This is a genomic window from Pantoea sp. X-Soil-ISGK-259, from assembly GCF_059730705.1.
On record NZ_AP035987.1, the window covers coordinates 113,711 to 132,688 of the forward strand.

The window sequence follows — 18,978 nt, forward strand, 5'->3', positions numbered from 1 at the left end:
TTACAGCTTGCTGCGCCAGTGGGTGCGGTTACGACGCTTTTTTTCTCAAAATTTTGATTTGTGCGGAGCTGCTGATGAAACCCCTTCACGCGCAATACCTTTTCTGCTGTGCGACCCTGAGCCTGTTGTCCCCGTTACCTGCTGCGGCATGGAGCGATCTCACCGTGTTTGGCGATAGCCTGAGTGATGGCGGCAACGTAGGCCGCTTTACCTACGATGGCGCGACTCATCCGCTTTATGACGAGATTCTGGCGCAGTCGCTGGGCGATACCCTGCGTCCCTCATCTCTGGGTGGTAACAACTATGCCGAGGGTGGCGCGGTTGCAGTGCCGGCGATCAATCCGCTGTTTAATACTCAGGATCAACTTGATAGCTATCTTGCGGCGCGTGGGGGACGGGCTGACCCGAACGGTCTCTACATTCACTGGATTGGTGGTAATGATCTGGCGGCGGCAGCCCTGGCGCCGCTGGCTGCACAGCAGATCGTGGATAACAGTGCCAGTGCAGCGGCCTCTCAGGTCAGCCGGTTGCTGAATGCCGGGGCCGGAACGGTGATTGTGCCGACGGTGCCGAATGTTGGCGCAACGCCTGCTTTGTTGCAGGCGATATTGCAGGTACTTGGCCCGGCTGCGCAACCCGCGACGGCGGCGCTGTTTCAGTCGCTGAGCACCACCACCACGCCTGATCGGGCCGCAAGAGAGCAGGCGATTGAAACCGCGCTAAACGAGGCGGCAGGACAGGTCTCTTCGATTCCACTTATCCGGGATGCTCTTGCGCAACAGCTGATTGCTGCCTGGCAATTACTGAGTCAGGAGGCTGCGACACTGACCGATCGTTACAATCAGGCTGAAGAGCAGGGTCTGCTGACAGCACGCGGGAACATCGCGCGGGTGGATATCAATGGCCTGTTTAATGAGGTGATTGATAATCCGCGTCTGTATGGACTCAGCAATACGGCGGGCATGGCTTGCCCGCCAGGTGTCTCATCAATGGACTGCACCTCCTCGACGCCTGGATTTTCTCAGTCACAGCAATATCTGTTCGCCGACCGGCTGCATCCCAGCCCGGCAGTGCATGCGCTGATCGCCGATTATATTGAGTCGGTGCTGAATGCGCCGCTGCAGGTGGCGGCGCTAGCTCAGGCACCGTCGATGCTGGTGGGCGATGCGCATAACACGCTCGACGGTCATCTGCAGCAGCAGCGTCAGCAGCCCGCCAGCGCTGGCGAGTTTACTGTGTTCGGCGGTTATGCCGGGCAACAGCGAGATTTTCGCGGTGACAGCCTGCCTGATGGCGATGCCACCAGCGCCACTGGCACCGTAGGTGTGGGCTATCAGCTGACCGATCACTGGCAGGCCGGCGCGATGCTTTCCGCCACCTCGCAACGCCAGGATCCTTCGTCGCGCTTTGATTACCGTTTACGCGGCAATCTGGTGGCGCTCTGGAGTCAGTTCAATTATCTCGATGGCGGATGGATTAATGCGGATGCCCATTATGCCGATCTCAACTTTGATGATATTGAGCGTCAGATCAGGCTGGGACCCGCGACACGTACTGAAAAGGGCAGCAGTGATGGCAAAGTGCTGGGAATGCGGGTACAGACCGGCTGGGATTTGCCGCTGGGTCGCTATGTCTCCACCGGCCCGATGGCAAGCTATGCGCTGGATTACACCCAGGTCGATGGGTATAAAGAAGAGGGGAACAGCAGTACTTCTATGCGCTTTGGCGACCAGACACTGCATTCCCAAATCGGCTCCGTCGGCTGGCGTATCGACAGTAAGGATTTGTTAATCAATCCCTGGGCGCAGGTCAGCTATAACCACCAGTTTGGTGATACCGACTCTGCCGTCACCGCCGGACTGAAATCGACACGCACCGCCTTTACCCGCAACAGCGGCTCGCGTGACGATAACTGGATCGATATGGCGGTCGGGGCGAGTGTGCCGATTGGCGCATCGGTCAATGCCTTTGCGGGCGTCTCAGCAGTGGCAGGCAACAGCGACACGCATCAGGTGACATGGAACGTCGGACTTAACGCCCGCTTTTAACTGCTCTGCTTTAAACTCTGTCGTCTGTCATTACGCAAAGAGGTAATGGCTGACGACATCTGAACCTGTCAGGGATTGGAGATCCCCGCATCGCGGTGTGCTAACGTAACGGCTCTGTTCAGGAGCCGGAGGGCATCATGATTGTCAGACAGGCATCGCCCGAAGAGGCGCACACGTTATGGAATATCCGTAATCTGGCTATTCGCCACGGCTGCCAGCACGTTTATCCTCCCGATGTCCTTGCCGCCTGGACGCCAGACCGCATGCCCGCCAGCTTTCCTGCGATGATTCGCGTGAATCCCTTCTTCGTGATTGATGGCCCGGACGGCGTGCCGGTGGCGACAGGTTCGCTGGATCTCGCTGCCGCCAGTGTCGAAGCCATTTTTACGCTGCCAGGCTTTGCCGGACAGGGAATGGCGGGCCGGATCATTGACACTATCAAAGCGGAGGCGCTGCAGCGTGGATATCGCCGCTTAACGCTTGAGTCGACGCCAAACGCCGTGAGCTTTTATGAGCAGCATGGTTTCCGGCCGCTGGGAGAAAGTCTTTATCCGTCAAAGCTGGCGGGCTGCGCGTTGCGTTGTATGGAGATGTCGATTGACCTGTAAATGCGGACCACGGCCAGGCGGGCAAAAAGTGGCAAAAGTTTCCCGTACAAAGGCTTCGCAAGCCCCCGCCGGTAAGGTATAGTCCGCGTTTTTTGGAGGAATCATGCTGACTGACTCATCAACTCGTCTCAATAAATACATCAGCGAGAGCGGCATCTGCTCTCGTCGTGACGCCGATCGTTATATCGAGCAGGGCAACGTTTTCATTAACGGCAAACGCGCCTCTGTGGGCGCGCAGGTATTTGCAGGCGATGTGGTGAAAGTGAATGGTCAGCTGATCGAGCCGCGCGACGAAGACGATTTGGTGCTGATTGCCCTGAACAAGCCCGTCGGGATCATCACCACGATGGAAGAAGGCGAGCGCGATAACATCAGCGACTTCGTCAATCACAGCAAGCGCGTCTTCCCGATTGGCCGACTCGATAAAGATTCTCAGGGCCTGATTTTCCTCACCAATCATGGCGATCTGGTCAACAAGATACTGCGGGCCGGTAACAATCACGAAAAAGAGTATGTCGTGACTGTCGACAAGCCGATCACCGATGAATTTATTGCCGGGATGAGCGCAGGCGTGCCGATGCTGGGCACGGTGACCAAAAAATGCAAAGTGAAAAAGGAAGCCCCGTTTGTCTTCCGCATTACCCTGGTTCAGGGGCTGAATCGCCAGATCCGTCGTATGTGTAAGCATTTCGGCTTTGAAGTGACGAAGCTTGAGCGTACCCGCATCATGAACGTCAATCTCAAAGGGTTACCGCTGGGTGAATGGCGCGATCTCACCGACGACGAACTCGTAGAGCTGTTTAAACTGCTGGAGAACTCCTCGTCAGAAGACAAACCGGCGAAGAAAGCCAAAGCCCCGGCGAAAGCTGCCGCCGCGAGTAAGCCACAGAAGCGTGCCGCTAAACCGGCTGAAAAAGCCGATGCGAATGGTGCTTCACGCAAGCGCTTTGTGCAGCCGGGACGTAAGAAGAAAGGGCGCTAAAATCTTCCTGAGTCAGAGAGCGATATTCCCGCTCTCTGTGCTTTACCGTTTTATCACGGAATCATTCGCGATGACCGGAAGTGGGCAAACAGATCGCAGAACATCTCATCCGTTGCACGATAACCGTTAAAACCTGCCCGACGCAGCTTGCTGCCGTCGCCAAACATGTCGTAATTCCAGCCAAAGACAAAATCAGCGAAAGTCCCGTCACTCAGCGCCAGAATATCGGCCTCGACGAGTGTGTTATCTGCAGCGATGTCTCGCCACAGCGTACGATAGTCTCTGAACATCTGGCGGAAAGAGAGTGAAACGGGCGGCGCGATATCCAGCGCAAACCATTCTGCAATGACAGGCCACAGCTCGCTCCAGCGCCAGAGATCGCCGTTGTTAATATTAAACGCCTGATTGCGTGCGTCAGCGTTGCGCGCTGCCCAGATCGTGGCGTCAGCCAGCAATGCCGCATCGGTAAAATCCACCATACTGTTCCAGGTTTCCAGCGAACCCGGGAAGCGTAAAGGCAGCTGAGCTGCACGACAGATTGAAGCATAGATTGCCAGACTCAGCGCCAGATTCATGACGTTGCCTGACCGGTCACTGCCGACCACGCCGGGCCGTGGTGCGCTCCAGTGCCAGGCTTTACCCTGCTGTTGTGCGCTCAGCCAGTTCAACTGAGCGGCGTTGAATTCGGCACCGGGCACGCCGGGATCGCTTTCCCGCGCCGGCGTCTTAAATCGTCCGAGATGGGCGCCATACACTTTGTATCCCTGCATCAGGCTGACATGCTCAAGCGGAGCGATATTTTCAAGGGTTTGCACCAGATTTTGCAGCATGGCGAGATTTGGACCGACCATCGACTCCCAGTCGGCGGCATTCAGCCATGCGCTGTAAAAGATATGGGTCACATCAGTCAGTGAGGCCAGCCGTTCATGGCTCTGCTGCACGTCGCGCAAATCCACCGCGATAACCTCGGTTCCGCTTATCGCCAGGTCTGACTGATGCGTCAGCGCGGTCACCTGCCATTGATCGGCCACCAGCGCCTGGCTGAGTTGCTGGCCGATAATCCCGCTGGCCCCTGCTACCAGCGCAACCTTTTTATCCTGCGTCATTTTCATGATCATTACCCTGTTAAGAGAGAAGCCGCATTCTCACCTGCGCGTTATTCTGATTAAATCCCCTGAACCGGATATCACTTATCAGGAAAATCAATAAATGCAGAACAAACTGACTGCGATTCAGACCTTCGTCCGTGTAGCCGAAGCGGGATCCTTCTCAGCGGCGGCACGGCAAAATGGCATGAAGCAGTCGGCGGTGAGCCAGCAGATCGCTGCACTTGAGGAGGCCTTGGGCGTAGTGCTGCTACACCGAACGACGAGAAAAATGGCGCTCACGGAGCAGGGTCAGCACTATCTGCAGCAGGTCAGGCAACTGCTCAGTGCGATGGAGGAACTTGAACAGCAATTGCGGCCTGGCACGCAGCCGCTTCACGGCAAACTGCATATTCAGCTGCCGAGCGGCATAGGGCACCGGTTGATGCCGCATCTGATCGCCTTTCAGCAGGCGCATCCTGCGCTGCATCTGAATATCGCGCTTGAGGATCGTCTTTCAGACCTCATTGCGGAGGGCGTTGATGTGGCGATCCGCCTTAGCGAGTCACCGCCTGCCACGCTGGCGGCCCGTTCGCTGATCACGGTTGAAACCGTACTGGTGGCTTCCCCTGAGTGGATAGCGCAAAACGGTATGCCGGAAACGCCCGATGACTTACAGCGGCATCCTCACATACGTTTTAGCGGTATTTCGCCTGATGCGCCGCTGCAGCTGGTGTCCGGGATGACAGGTGTGTCTGTTCCCGTGAAAAGCGTGTTTCGTTCTAACAACAGTGAGGCGTTAATGCAGGCCCTTGAGGCGGGGCTGGGGATTGGCGGGTTACAGCTGCTGATTGGCGCAGATGCGCTGGCCTCCGGCAGGCTGGTACGGGTTTTACCGGACTGGCGGCTTCCCGACCGCTATCTTTATGCCGTTTTCCCGGACGCCCGTTTTATCCCTGATAAGGTTCGTAAGCTGGTGGCGGAAGTGAGTGAGCTGATACGTACAGCAGGCCAGAGCATCAGTTAACAGCATTAAGAAAAGAGAATAAGTTCTGCCCTCAACCTAAGGATAGCCTGTCACCTGAGTGGGATGGTGATAGACATGGACTGATTATTTGTTGAGCCTTCCGGCTACCAGAAGCACCGGGCTCCCTATCATAGTGACGATCAGTTCAGACTGTTTCAGAACAACGACACTTTTCACCCTGATCAGGGCGTGGCAGGATAAGCGCAATCTATCAAGGAGTGTGCCTGATGTTACTGAAGGGTATGAACGATCCGCTGCTGAAAGCGTATCAGCACCCAAAATCGCGGATGATGATCAGCCGTTTCAGGGGACTGGCGGGAGATCGAAAACTCAGTGACTGGCAGGCATTCTGTATTCTGGTCACCGGCTTCACCAATTACTGGTTTGTACAGGCGGGTCACTTCACCATCAATGTTACTCTGACCAAAACCCGCCAGTTCGATTTCCTGCAGGATTTTCTGCATTTCACTGTCACGCTGGATGGATTGATTGGGGATGAACATTTTCGCACGCCTGACTTTGTGCTGCCGCATTACGATGTGCCGTATGAATTCTGTCGCTGGCGCAATAAGCGTGGCTATGACGCGTTAACTACCTATATCAGTAAACAGGGCGTGAAATCCCATAAAGGCATGTTTGTTGCCTCAGAAGGGATATCTCCGGATGAGAAGGTGATGAAATGGGAAGGGGTGGTGAACGTCTATGACAAAACCTTTTTCAGTATCGCTAACTTCAATACTACCCAGGCCTTCCTGATTAAGGACATCAGCCGGGCTATTCAGGAAGGATTACTGAAGCATCTGAGTTTTTACCGCGATCTGTTTCACTATATCTTCCCGACTCCGGCGGAAGCGCGGTTGCAGGCGCGTGATGACAGGCGCTATCTCACAAAGAAATAGCGCCTGGACCTCTCTGCTTTATTCCAGGGCGTTAACCGCTAAACGGCTGCGCACGCTGCGGTTAACTGACCTGTCACAGATTTACCACTTCATTTCGCCAGTATTTACTTTGGCGCTGAGTTCCAGTGATGCCGGCTCAGCCAGTTTCGGCCAGGCCGTATTCATGGCGGCAATCACGCCAGCTGAGGTTTTGTGCTGTGACAATGCCGTTTCAAAACTCTTCAGGTAATTCAGTGTGAAATCCACAGCCTGGGAGCCCTCAGGACGAGCCCCGAGGTAGTGACCAGGAATGACATTCGTTGCGTTCAGCGTCTTCATTTCTGTCAGGATATGACGCCATTCTGCACGGCTCTTAACGGTCTGGGTGTCAGCGGTCCAGACATGAATACCGGAAGCAAGGCCCGTACCGCCCAGAATGGTGCGCACAGAAGGGATCCATACGTAGGCAGCGTACTGCTCAGGATGACGCAGTTCCAGCACCTCGCCGTCGACGCTAAAGCGTGTCTGTTGAGTCACTTCAGGAACAAACACTTTATCCGGCGCGCCCTGCTTCATCTGAGGACCCCAGTATTTCAGTTTGGCATCATGCGTCTGCTGGATATGCTTCACGACCGCAGGCGCGGCAACCACTTTCACATCCGGCCAGGCCTTAACAATCGGTTCCAGACCAAAGTAAAAATCAGGATCGCCAGAGGTGATCACCACTTCCTTCAGCTTTTTACCGCTCTTTTTAATCATCTCCACCAGTTTCTCACCGTCCTGGGTGCTGAACTGTGCATCAAAAAGAATTGCTTCGGTTGGCCCGGAAACCAGTGTGGAAGAGACAGGGAAAATGCCTTTCTCCTGCGGATTATAGGTTTCCAGTTGCAGAGTGGCGGCGCTAGCGGAAGCCGAAGCCAGAATTAACATCACAGGTAACAGTGTGGTTTTCATTGTGAATCCTCAGAAGTAAAGGCCCGCTTCAGGCATCTGCATCGGGCGTTGTTCAGTGTCGATGGCGCTATTCTACGCCTCTCGCCATCTGATAGAATTCCCGCAATCAGAGATGCTGAGTTTCATAATCCGAACAGGTGAACGAGATGGACAGAGTGACGGCAGCCGCTGTTTTCAACCGAATCTGTGAACTGGGTAGCCTGAGTGCCGCCTCACGTGCGCTGGGGATCTCTCGTCCGATGGTCAGCCGATATCTGGAGGAGATGGAAAGGTGGGCGGGAACACGTCTGCTGCATCGCTCTTCGCGTCGGCTGACCCTGACGCCTGCCGGTGAGGCGACCCTGCAAAAGACCCGTCAGCTGGCCCTGCTCTCAGAAGCGATCCAGCAGGAGACCACGCAGGGCGTGCCGGCGGGAACGCTTCGCATCGCCTGCGCCCACTTCACGGCGCTGCATCTTGTCGGGCCGGTGATCCCTGACTTTCTGGCACGCTATCCTGCACTGCGCATTGAGCTGGACATTAATAATCAGCCCGTGAGTCTGATCAGTGAGCGTATCGATCTCGCGATTCGTATTACGGATGCGCCAGAGCCGGGCGCTATCGCGCGCCGCCTCGGGGAATGTCGCTCTGTGCTCTGCGCCTCACCGGAATATCTGCAGAAGCATGGCATACCGCAAACCCCGGATGATCTGACACAGCACAACTGTCTTTACTACAGCCAGTTCGCCGGACAAAGCTGGCATTTCACGGCGGCGGATGGAGAGAAAATCACGGCTGCTGTTAAGGGAAACTTCAGTGCTGGCATCTCACTACTGTTGTGTGATGCAGCCATTGCACATTGTGGGATAGCAATGGTACCTGAGCAGGAAGCCCGGCGCGCACTGGAAGCGGGTAAGCTGGTGAGCTTACTGCCCGATTATGAGCCCCGGCGCATTGGCATCTGGGGACTGTATCTGTCGCGCGAGCATCAGTCTGCCGCCCTGCGGCTGATGCTGGATGAACTGCAAAGAAGTATTGGCGGTGAGAATGAACAGCGATCGTAACAGACAAAAACGGATGCCTTTATGAGTGATAACAATATGTACTGGAATCGCATGGTGCCAGAACTCACCGTCACTGACTTCGCCGCTTCGATGCACTTTTACACTGTGGTGCTGGGCTTTGAGGTAAGGATTCAGCGTCAGCAGCCTGACTTCGCATACCTTTGCTATGGAGAAGCACAATTGATGATTGAGCAGTTCCATCCGCAGGGCTGGAACACCGCCGGGCTGCACTGGCCGCTTGGCCGGGGCATTAATTTCCAGATCGAGGTGGACGACATTGACGCTGTATTAACGCGTTTGCAGCAGCATGCCGTGCCACTCTTTCGTGAGATGCGGGATAACCATTATGACACTGGCGAGACGATTGCCTGTCAGAGGGAGTTTTTGGTACAGGATCCGGATGGGTATCTGCTGCGCTTCAGCCAGTATCTGGAATAAGCTTTCAAATTTTATTCTGCATATAAAAGCAGAAATGCCCACCTTTGCTGTGAAAGGTGGGCATCATTTACTGTTAAAGAATTACCAGAGATTATGAGGGGTCGGACGAGCGCTGAGTAAAGTATTTCGTTCGCTGGCGAACCTCTTTTTTACGACGCAGAACCAGGCTGGTGGCGATAATCACCAGCGTTAACCCGCCGGTTGCCAGAAGCTCAGACTGATGTTTCGGATCACACAACATAATAATCAGCACTGTCACAATAAAGAGAATAGTGACCCAGGTCAGGCCCGGGAATAGCCACATGCGGTAGCTCAGGACTTCTCCCGCTTTCTCACGCTTTTTGCGTAACACCAGATGTGACGCAGCAATCACCAGATAGACCAGCAGTGCAATTGCGCCTGATGTCGCCAGCAAAAATTCAAACACTGCGCTGGGCGCCAGATAATTCGCGATGACCGCCAGAAACGCAGCCGCCGTAGAGAGCAGTACGGCAACCCAGGGTGTGCCACTGCGATTGGTGCGTGAAGCAGCGGCAGGCGCATCTTTACGGCGTGACAGCGAGTAAAGCATACGTGAAGAGGTATAGAGTGCGGAGTTGAGACAGCTGCACACCGCCATCAGCACCACCAGATCGACAATCAATCGTGCGTGCGGAATGTTCATCGCCTGTAATGCCGTCTGCCATGAACCCTGTTCAACCAGTCCTGGCGTGTTCCACGGTACCAGCGCCACCACAAAGAAAATGGAGAGCAGGTAGAACAGCGCGATACGCCAGATAACCGAATTGGTTGCCTGGGTGATCTGCTTGCCAGGATTCTTCGACTCGGCAGCCGCTATCGTGACAATTTCTGTGCCCATAAATGAGAACATGGTGGTCAGAATGGCCGCGACAACTGCGCCGATACCATTCGGCATAAAACCATGTGTGTCATAAAGATGCGACAGGCCACTGGTGTTACTGTCCGGCAGCAGACCAAATACTGCCGCACCCGCCACGCCCAGGAACAGGATGATGGCAACGACCTTGATCAGGGCAAACCAGAATTCGAACTCGCCATAATTTTTCACGCTGAGCAGGTTGGTGATGGTTAGCAGTAATGTAATGGCGAAAGTGAACTGCCAGATGGCGATATCGGGGAACCAGGCATGCAGAATGGTGCCTGCCGCATTGGCCTCCAGCGGAATCACCAGCACCCAGAACCACCAGTAAAGCCAGCCGATGGTAAAACCGGCCCAGCGTCCGAGAGCTTTATCCGCATAGGTTGAGAACGAGCCGGAGTCGGGCGAGGCAACAGCCATCTCAGCCAGCATTCGCATGATCAATACGACCAGGGCACCCGCCGCTGCGTAAGAGATCAGGACCGCCGGGCCCGCTTCAGAAATTGCGTGGCCGGAGCCAACAAACAGTCCTGCGCCAATCACACCAGCAATTGAGAGCATACGCACGTGGCGCGGTTTCAGGTTTTGGGCGAGCGAATCTTCATTCGCATTCTGAGTCATCGTCATGTAAACGTCTCCAGACGGCGTCCGGCCTGTGAGACCGGACGAACGGGGATAAACTTGCGTTAACGCGCCAGCGAAATCAGGCTGGGACGACGGGATGTCCGGCAGATGCGACACAGTGATTGATCACCGTGGAGAGAATGGTCAGCGCCTGGCTGAACTGGGCATCCGGAATGGTGAGCGGGTAAAGGAAGCGGATGACATTGCCTTTGGCTCCACAGGTCAGCAGCAGCAGGCCCTGTTCCATTGCCATCTTCTGAACGGCCTGCGCGGTGCTGGCCTGATAAAACTCCATGGCTACCATCGAACCCAGCGCACGCACGTCAGCAATATCCGGATGCTTGCGCTGGTGCTCCTGCAGCTCAGCTTCAAGCCGGGCACCGAGTTCAACGGCACGCTGACAGAGCTGCTCCTCTTCAATCACATCCAGAACCGCGTGCGCTGAAGCGATAGCCAGCGGGTTTCCGGCATAGGTTCCGCCCAGCCCACCAGGCGCAGGCGCATCCATGACTTCTGAACGACCTGCGATGGCAGAGAGCGGCATCCCGCCAGCCAGGCTTTTGGCCATCGTGATGATATCGGCCTTCACCGGATAGTGTTCCATGGCAAATAGCTTGCCGGTGCGGGCAAATCCGCTCTGCACTTCATCTGCAATCAGCAGAATGCCGTGACGGTCAGCCAGTTCGCGCAGCTGCACCATAAACTCTGCCGGTGCCGCATGGAAACCACCTTCGCCCTGTACCGGCTCCAGCACGATTGCGGCGACGTCATGCGGTGCAATGTCCTGAGAGAAAATTTCGTCGAGGCTGGTCAGCGCGGCCTCAATGCTGATTCCCTGAACCGCGCTGGGATAGCGTGCATGAAACACCGACGGCGGCATCGGGCCGAAATCGCGTTTATAAGGCGCCACTTTCCCGGTCATCGCCATCGTCATAAAAGTACGGCCATGGAACGCGTTACCAAAGGTGATGATGCCGTGACGGCGGGTAAAGGCACGCGCCACTTTCACTGCATTTTCTACGGCTTCCGCGCCGGTTGTGAAGAAGGCGGTTTTCGCCGGCCCAGCGATTGGCACCCGCTGATTAATGCGCTCGGCAAGTGCGATGTAACTTTCATAAGGCGTGATCTGGAAGGCCGTATGAGTAAACTTTGTTAACTGTTCGGCAATCGCCTGTTCAATGCGTGGATGGCGGTGGCCGGTGTTCAGCACTGCGATGCCGCCCGCAAAGTCGATCCAGCTGTTACCGTCCTGATCCCATAAGGTGGCGTTCTCTGCCCGGGCAACGTACCAGTCGCACAGCGTACCGATACCTTTGGGAAGAGCCTGTGCTTTGCGCTGCTGCATCAGGTTATTTTTTTCGCTCATTTATTCCACCTCGTTAATATGCGTGTTTACAATTCCCGACAAACACGTTTATTTATGCCTGAGGCGCGGTGAGTTGCCAGAGCCAATTGTGAGAGGAAAGGTGGAGCCAATTGCGACTGTTGTACGCAGATCATCTATTAGCACGGTTACAGTTTCTAAGAACGGGCTCATTACATCAGCGGCTGCTGAATTGTATGCAGGCCGCGATCATAGAAGAGGTATTCCCGCGCGGAAGCCGCTTGCCGCCAACACGCGATCTGGCGCGGGAACTGGGTGTGTCGCGAAATACCGTTATGCATGTCTATGAGAGCCTGATGGCGCAGGGTTATGTCACGGCGCGAACCGGCAGCGGCACCTGGATTGCCGAGACGCTGCCGGAAAACTGTCTGCAGAGCGATGCGATTGCCGATCTTCATGCTGTGAAAGCGCAACGACCGGCGACGTTGTCAAAGCGGGGTGCCACGCTACTCGGTCATGCAACCGCATCACCGTATCAATGGGGCGCATTTGTTCCTGGCGCACCGGATGTCACTGAATTCCCCCACAAGCTATTCAGTCAGATTCAGGCGCGACTGAACCGCGAACCTGACGTTCACCGTCTGGTTTACAGCAGCGGCGGTGGCTGTCCCGATTTGCGCCATGCGCTGGTGGATTATCTGAGGGTTGCACGATCAGTGCGAGCCGATGCTGATCAGATTCTGATTACGGAAGGCGTTCATCAGGCGGTTGATCTGGTGACGCGGGTGCTCTGCGATCCGGGCGATCGGGTCTGGATGGAGGAGCCGGGCTACTGGGGAACACGGAATCTGTTGCGTATGAATGGCCTGAAAATTCGCGCGATGCCCGTGGACGAGCAGGGCCTGGTGCCGGACAGCGGGCCGCCACCCAAAATGGTGTTTGTGACCCCGTCGCACCAGTATCCACTGGGCGTTCATCTCAGTCTGGCCCGTCGTCAGGCATTGCTCTCTCTGGCACGCCGTCATCAGAGCTGGATTGTTGAAGATGATTACGACAGTGAATTTCGATTTTCGGGACAGCCACACCCTTCACTGCAGGGTCTGGAAGCAGATGCACCGGTTATTTACATGGGTACGTTCAGCAAAACGCTCTATCCCGCGCTGCGTATCGGCTATCTGGTGGTGCCGAAACCGCTGGCGCAGCCATTGCGCATTGCGGCGGCGGAGCTCTATCGCGGTGGGCATCTGTTGATTCAGCGGGCGCTGGCGGAGTTTATCCGGCTGGGTCATTACATGGAGCATATCCGCCGCATGCGGCTGCTTTATCGTCAGCGCCGACAGTTCCTCTGCCGGCTTATCGAGCGCTATCTGGGGCCTGCTTTTTTACCGGCATTCAACCATGAAGCCGGTTTGCATCTGGTGATGCCGCTGCCAGCCGGTGCTGATGACGTGGCGATAGCCGCAGAGGCACTTAAGCGCGGGGTCAAGGTGAGGCCGCTTTCGCAATATTATATGCACCCACAGGAGGAGCGTGGATTACTGCTGGGCTACGCCTGTGTTAATGAGCGGCAGTGTCAGGATGCGTTTGGCACCCTTAAAGCCTGTCTGGCGTCTGCCGGTATTGAATTCACTCCACAGCGCTAGCGGGTTCAGGGCCAGATTTTAATGGCGGCGATTTTACCGTTGCCGCTGTGCTAACGCATTGACATTTAATCAGACTCACCGAGAATACATCTCTTTGCGTCCCGACCAGACAATACTGGAGTTCATCATCGTCTTTAATCTCTTTTCTGCACAGGCCAGAACCGCTATTAAGCGAGGCGCCGCGCTCGCTGCGGCGTTGTTGCTGGTCAGTTGCGCATCTGAGCCGCCGAAATCGCTGGTGACGCCTTTTCCGCCCGTAACAAAACAGCCGCTACCTGCAGGCAAGCCAGACCGTCCTGAGGTGCATGAACCGGTACGGGGCGTCTGGTTAGCCACGGTATCGCGTCTTGACTGGCCACCGGTAGCGTCGGTGAATGGCAGCCGTCCGGCGGCAGAGCGTATTCGCCTGCAGCAGCAATCACTGACCGACAAGCTGGATAAGCTGAAAAGCCTGGGGATTAACACGGTCTTTTTCCAGGTCAAGCCCGATGCTACCGCGCTCTGGCCCTCAAAAATCCTGCCCTGGTCCGATATGCTGACCGGCAAAATCGGTGACGATCCTGGCTATGATCCGCTGCAGTTTATGCTGGATGAGGCACATAAGCGCGGTATCAAAGTCCATGCCTGGTTCAACCCTTACCGGGTATCGGTGAACACTAAACCCTCTACCGTGAGCGAACTGAACCGCACACTGTCACTTAATCCGGCCAGTGTTTTTGTATTGCATCGCGACTGGATCCGCACCGCTGGCGATCGCTATGTGCTCGATCCGGGTATTCCTGAGGTGCGTGACTGGATTACCAGCATTGTGGCCGAGGTTGTCGCGCGCTATCCCATCGACGGTGTGCAGTTCGATGACTACTTCTATTCCGAATCTGCGGGTTCGCTGCTCAACGATAATCAGACCTTCAGCCGTTATGGTCAGGGTTTTGCCAGTAAAGCAGACTGGCGGCGTCACAATACGCAGCAGCTGATTGAGCAGGTATCTCGCACCATTAAGCAGCTGAAGCCGGAGGTTGAGTTTGGTGTCAGCCCGGCGGGCGTCTGGCGCAATCTGTCACACGATCCCGCCGGTTCCGATACCCGCGGCGCGGCGGCTTATGACGAAGCCTTTGCGGATACCCGCCGCTGGGTTCAGCAGGGTTTGCTGGATTACATTGCGCCCCAGCTGTACTGGCCATTTTCCCGTCAGGCTGCCCGTTACGACGTGCTGGCAAACTGGTGGGCAGAGGTGGTTAAACCCACTAAAACCCGGCTCTATATTGGTCTGGCGCTCTACAAAGTGGGGGAACCTTCAAAAATTGAGCCTGACTGGACGCTTCAGGGTGGTGTGCCAGAGCTGAAAAAACAGCTCAATCTCAATGAATCGAACCCAAATATCAACGGCACCATTCTGTTCAGAGAGAACTATCTGAATCAGCCACAGACTCAGCAGGCGGTGAGCTATCTTAAAAGCCGCTGGGGAGGCTGAAAAAGGCCACATCAGCATGACCAGTGCGGTTATGTTTTTCCCTGTGACTTACTGCTATTCCTGCGCTATATAACAGTTTCTATTCCATCTGTTTTCTTTCGATTCCCGGCTATTCCGTATATTCACGTGATAGCTGGCGAATCGCATAAAAAACAGGTAATTGATGAGTTTTTGTATTCCGCAGTATTCCAGGTGTTTCTCTTCACTTACTCTTTTTACGTGTACATAATGATGTACATAATTCCCAACCTCCAAAGAATCTATAGCACTCTCAGATGCTGCCCTGAGTTCAATGCCGGGCAAGGAATATGAAAAAGTTCAGGTGAAAACGGATCGCGACGGATTATCTGTCCGGATATCACGTAAAGGCCGAATGATGATTCAATACCGTTATCGCTGGAATGGGCAGGATGAACGTGTCGATATCGGCACCTATGCCCATCGAATACGTGATCAGTTCGTGGCGGGAAAATAGGTCGTCGAAAACAAGAGTGATTATCAGCAGGCATTGCGATCATTTGAACTGCACCTTTTTCCACAACCATGCTGTGTTCCCCATGAGAATGCGCCAGTCAGTATGTGGTCAGACGTACTGGAACTTAAATGATCTGCGCCGCACTGACTTGTTATGGTGGATACGAGTTACGGTGAGGGTGACTCTCGATGCGGGCGCAATCTTCGTGATAGTGCAGGATGTCGCAGGTGCGAAACGTCAGACGGCTGCGGCGTACCGGTACCGGGAATATCTGAACCCGTCTTCAGATAATAAAAAACCCCGCAGGGCGGGATTCATTGTTTATCTTTATCGCGATTATCCTGCTCCTGCTTCCATTCAAGGCCGCACTTTCTGCAGGACCATTTCCGATCCGGCTCTTTTTGGGGGCCCGGATAGTTGCAGAAAGGACATGTTCTCGGTTTGTAGGCTATTTTCATTACTCCTTCTGTTATACAGAGTCTGGTTTTCCAGGGAAGTTCATCTTCTGATAACCCCGAAAATTTAGCCGCGCAGACGTTAAAAAGTGTCTCAGTGAGCAGCCTTTGATGATTTACCTGTTTCGTAATTTCGTCTTTTTCCAATCATCCTAATGTAGAAGTCATAAAGCTCTTTGCGCATGTGCTGCTTCATTTCATCAGGTAATGGCTCCTGCGACTTCTTCCACTCATCCAGTTCTGGCTTACAGGTAACATAGGCCTCATCAACGATTTCTTTTGGCGGAACTTCCGACTTAATGAATGGGATAGTGTGTTCATTCAGGCATTTTACTTCTGGCGTTTCGAACGACCGGTCATCCGCTATTACCATCATGGAAAGTAACATTCCGGATAAGAAAAGCCATCTCACTGTTTTTCTCCTTTGATAGATTGTACAAGTGCCACCCGGATACTACAGCCCAACACTCGTGTAATACTTACTACACGTCTGAATCTAAGTTAATCCTGTCGCGTTCGTCTATACTTCATTCCCCTACATTTCCACTAATTACGCTTAACCCCATAGTCATAAAGAAGCTGCATCAGAACTATGCGCGGCATCTCTTTACTGGATATTCTGAAAGTATTCCTGAGTACAGAGACAATAGTAGCGCTGGAAAGCAGATTGCCTTTGTAATAAATAGACAACTTCTTACCAATATTCTGCTTTGTGTTGACAAAGAGTTTTTTTCCACACTCATTTCTTAGTGTGAAATCAACATTTTCAGAATCAACCTCATCATTCGGCACGTAACTTATTGATTTTATACATCCTGGTGAGTATGTTTCCTTTGTACCATTTACTTCAAATATAAAACTACCGGGCCCGGCGACAGAGGCAAAAGGAGAGAGCAGGGCAGCGAGAAAAAGCGCGGATTTAAGCATGCAATATCACCATTCGTAGCATTAAAAAATCATTATAAAACCATGAAGCTTAATGTGCACCTGCCATGCATTCTGGCTGATATCAGGTAGCAAAAAGTCCGGCTCATCTGTCAGCTGAATCAGTCATAACCGGTCTTATTCCGACCGCGCCCTTGCCTGTTAAAAATGTCCATCATTTCCGCCACCATGAGTGTGACCAGTATCAGGCCTGATGTCGTTTAAATACCTGTCCGTGCCCGCGATTAAAAAGCTGCTGCAGGTCTTACGCTCAGGCCACCACAGGCTCCGAGTTGTGCGATTTTGCCAGCCAGAATTTAACCAGAAAAGGAGTTCGGACGGGGGCAGCAAACGTTTTTCTTTCTTATGAGACTAAGCAGTTTACATTGGTATGAACGATTGGTCCGGTACCATTGAGGACATAATGGTACCGGCAGAGGCTTTATTAAGAAACAAATGCTGATGCATCTATACTTAGTGTGTAAATATCAGCAGGTATGACCTGCTCCCCGTTGATTGAAGACGTCTGCATGGCCTCAGACAAAGATGACCTGTATAAATCAAGAAGATCTTGAGTTCGGGTTGATTTAGCCTTGAGATCTTCCTCATTAAACATAGATAAGTAGCCAAGGCATTTACCTGAAGCACCAACTTTATCAGTGCTTTTTTCTGCACCAATAACAGTCAAAGAAGTAATCATCATTGAAATAAAAGTTAAAGCTGGCGTTAATCTTTTCATTACTTAAAATCCATTTAGATTAATTGGTGCTTCTATCATGCGCGTGGAAGACTTGGCCACTTCTTGTAAGCGAAAACGTAGAGCATGATGAAATGGATACCTGGGAAGGAAAGCAACAGCGCCATCTTCCATCCGAAACCAGCTTTCTGAGCCATGCGGAAGCATGGGATAAACATCAGAAACCAGATGATCAATGATAGGGCTGCGAGAGGGTTTGGTTTTTCCATTGAGCGTTCTCCTTGAGTTACATACTTATGGTATCGACTGCCGGCCTAATCATTCACAGGGAATGAACACCGCTTATTGCTTGCGCAGCAAATCAATCTGAGCAAGCAGGCGCTGTAATGTGTGAATGTTTTTGTGAAGCAGGTATTGCTTTTCAACATCCTAGTCAGGGCATGTAGCAAGATCGGCATTGCACAGTTTTATGACAAAGTGAATTGCAGCTATTTCGTCCCGGCGGCAGTTTTCAGCTATTAAACGGAGTTGAGCATCACTAAGTGTTCAATGTGGCGTTTCAGCCCAGGCTTTTTAAAAGTGCCGGTAAATAGTATCAACTGACATGATCATCATTCACAAGAGTCACTCAGGCATGTTATTGATTATCGGCACACTGGCTGCAAACTTTAACTTTTCTTTTGCATATTCACTCTTTCAGCATAATCAAAAAAGCCCAGCGGAGTGGGCTTTGAGTACGGATTCCATACTATTAATCAGTGTCGCTTCTCATAATGATTGCCCGTACGAGCGTTTTTATACGTACCATACTTGTGAGAAGAGCCATGCCCACCAGCGTAATGACCACCGCGTGCAAAGCTGACAGATGGTGCCAGGAGAGCCAGAGTGATTAGAGCCACGATTGTTTTTTTCATTTATGATTTTTAAACCTTGCCATATGGGAAGACCCCATTGGCAATATACGCTTAAGCTTAGGAATAGAAATCCTGATAAAAAAACAGGTCTTTTCGCAATGACTGGAATTTGTGAATGCTCAAATGATGAGCTGGAAATAATGGTGTAAAGTTTCTGGCTATGGCAGATTAAACGGAAATGCAGAGCCGAAAAATGCGTATGATAATTAAATGCAGATAGCTGGCTGGTTCAATTAAAGACTTAGTTATAAAAGGAATTATTCGGCATGGATTACGGCTCTTGGTTCACTGTAATTGCAATTTTTGTCACTGGGCTTGTAATGGTTATGCAAGCAATCAGTTATTACCGAACTGGTGTCTACACCAAGACTTTCAAAGGCACGTCCAGATGCGAGCTTATCAAGAGGGCTGACCGGCCTCACGCATACTGGTTCAATCTTAGCTTGCATATGCTCGCTGGTGTTGGAGGGGTTTACTTCAGTCTATGGTTTTTGCAATTCGATCCAAC

Annotated in this window: 17 protein-coding genes; 9 read left to right on the top strand and 8 right to left on the bottom strand. The window is 53.1% G+C overall.

Going from position 1 to position 18,978, the window contains the following annotated elements; translation table 11 throughout:
- Positions 1-74 precede the first annotated feature (74 nt).
- From AC6I77_RS19725 to rluF, 3 genes are all read left to right on the top strand, one after another.
- Entirely contained in the window at positions 75-2,048 is a 1,974-nt protein-coding gene (locus AC6I77_RS19725; protein ID WP_003848149.1) for an autotransporter domain-containing esterase, read from the top strand.
- Positions 2,049-2,185: 137 nt separating this feature from the next.
- Complete coding sequence (locus tag AC6I77_RS19730) at positions 2,186-2,656, top strand: GNAT family N-acetyltransferase (protein WP_003848151.1); 471 nt, start codon at positions 2,186-2,188, stop codon at positions 2,654-2,656.
- A gap of 103 nt (positions 2,657-2,759) precedes the next feature.
- The gene (rluF, locus tag AC6I77_RS19735; RefSeq protein WP_003848152.1) at positions 2,760-3,638 is read left to right on the top strand and encodes a 23S rRNA pseudouridine(2604) synthase RluF; all 879 of its coding nucleotides are present in this window, start codon (positions 2,760-2,762) and stop codon (positions 3,636-3,638) included.
- A gap of 53 nt (positions 3,639-3,691) precedes the next feature.
- Here the strand turns inward: rluF and AC6I77_RS19740 are convergent, their stop codons facing one another.
- Positions 3,692-4,750, bottom strand: coding sequence for an SDR family oxidoreductase (locus AC6I77_RS19740; protein ID WP_003848155.1), 1,059 nt, complete (start codon positions 4,748-4,750; stop codon positions 3,692-3,694).
- 97 nt (positions 4,751-4,847) lie between these two features.
- On the opposite strand from AC6I77_RS19740, the gene AC6I77_RS19745 reads away from it, so the two are divergent.
- Together AC6I77_RS19745 and AC6I77_RS19750 are read left to right on the top strand one after the other, a co-directional pair.
- Positions 4,848-5,750 carry a LysR family transcriptional regulator gene (locus AC6I77_RS19745; protein WP_003848157.1) on the top strand — a complete coding sequence of 301 codons (903 nt, stop codon included), beginning with the start codon at positions 4,848-4,850 and terminating at the stop codon, positions 5,748-5,750.
- 227 nt (positions 5,751-5,977) lie between these two features.
- Complete coding sequence (locus AC6I77_RS19750; RefSeq protein ID WP_140915634.1) at positions 5,978-6,649, top strand: hypothetical protein; 672 nt, start codon at positions 5,978-5,980, stop codon at positions 6,647-6,649.
- Positions 6,650-6,730: 81 nt separating this feature from the next.
- On the opposite strand, the gene AC6I77_RS19755 is transcribed toward AC6I77_RS19750, so the two are convergent.
- A complete protein-coding gene (locus AC6I77_RS19755; protein WP_140915635.1) occupies positions 6,731-7,582 on the bottom strand; it encodes a Vmh family MBL fold metallo-hydrolase in 852 nt (283 codons plus the stop codon).
- 146 nt (positions 7,583-7,728) lie between these two features.
- Here AC6I77_RS19755 and AC6I77_RS19760 point away from each other — a divergent pair, with 146 nt between their 5' ends.
- A complete protein-coding gene (locus AC6I77_RS19760) occupies positions 7,729-8,625 on the top strand; it encodes a LysR family transcriptional regulator (RefSeq protein ID WP_192377924.1) in 897 nt (298 codons plus the stop codon).
- 21 nt (positions 8,626-8,646) lie between these two features.
- Positions 8,647-9,063 carry a bleomycin resistance protein gene (locus AC6I77_RS19765; protein ID WP_485523289.1) on the top strand — a complete coding sequence of 139 codons (417 nt, stop codon included), beginning with the start codon at positions 8,647-8,649 and terminating at the stop codon, positions 9,061-9,063.
- Positions 9,064-9,154: 91 nt separating this feature from the next.
- Here the strand turns inward: AC6I77_RS19765 and gabP are convergent, their stop codons facing one another.
- On the bottom strand, positions 9,155-10,570 hold the full coding sequence (gene gabP / locus AC6I77_RS19770) for a GABA permease (protein WP_003848167.1): 1,416 nt from the start codon (positions 10,568-10,570) through the stop codon (positions 9,155-9,157).
- 76 nt (positions 10,571-10,646) lie between these two features.
- Entirely contained in the window at positions 10,647-11,933 is a 1,287-nt protein-coding gene (gabT, locus tag AC6I77_RS19775; protein ID WP_485523288.1) for a 4-aminobutyrate--2-oxoglutarate transaminase, read from the bottom strand.
- 110 nt (positions 11,934-12,043) lie between these two features.
- Here gabT and pdxR point away from each other — a divergent pair, with 110 nt between their 5' ends.
- Both pdxR and AC6I77_RS19785 read left to right on the top strand, forming a co-directional pair.
- Positions 12,044-13,534, top strand: coding sequence for a MocR-like pyridoxine biosynthesis transcription factor PdxR (gene pdxR / locus AC6I77_RS19780; RefSeq protein ID WP_187513429.1), 1,491 nt, complete (start codon positions 12,044-12,046; stop codon positions 13,532-13,534).
- A gap of 94 nt (positions 13,535-13,628) precedes the next feature.
- Complete coding sequence (locus tag AC6I77_RS19785) at positions 13,629-15,005, top strand: glycoside hydrolase family 10-like protein (protein ID WP_485523287.1); 1,377 nt, start codon at positions 13,629-13,631, stop codon at positions 15,003-15,005.
- A 1,024-nt stretch (positions 15,006-16,029) separates the two neighbouring features.
- Here the strand turns inward: AC6I77_RS19785 and AC6I77_RS19790 are convergent.
- The 4 genes from AC6I77_RS19790 to AC6I77_RS19805 form a co-directional block, all read right to left on the bottom strand.
- Positions 16,030-16,347, bottom strand: coding sequence for a hypothetical protein (locus tag AC6I77_RS19790; RefSeq protein WP_008924574.1), 318 nt, complete (start codon positions 16,345-16,347; stop codon positions 16,030-16,032).
- A gap of 134 nt (positions 16,348-16,481) precedes the next feature.
- Positions 16,482-16,862 (bottom strand): SecDF P1 head subdomain-containing protein, encoded by a 381-nt coding sequence (locus tag AC6I77_RS19795; RefSeq protein WP_008924575.1) that lies wholly within the window; start codon positions 16,860-16,862, stop codon positions 16,482-16,484.
- 442 nt (positions 16,863-17,304) lie between these two features.
- The gene (locus tag AC6I77_RS19800; protein WP_110411916.1) at positions 17,305-17,598 is read right to left on the bottom strand and encodes a hypothetical protein; all 294 of its coding nucleotides are present in this window, start codon (positions 17,596-17,598) and stop codon (positions 17,305-17,307) included.
- 35 nt (positions 17,599-17,633) lie between these two features.
- Positions 17,634-17,825: a hypothetical protein gene (locus AC6I77_RS19805; protein WP_105099798.1), complete on the bottom strand. Its 192-nt coding sequence runs from the start codon at positions 17,823-17,825 to the stop codon at positions 17,634-17,636.
- Positions 17,826-18,978 lie beyond the last annotated feature (1,153 nt).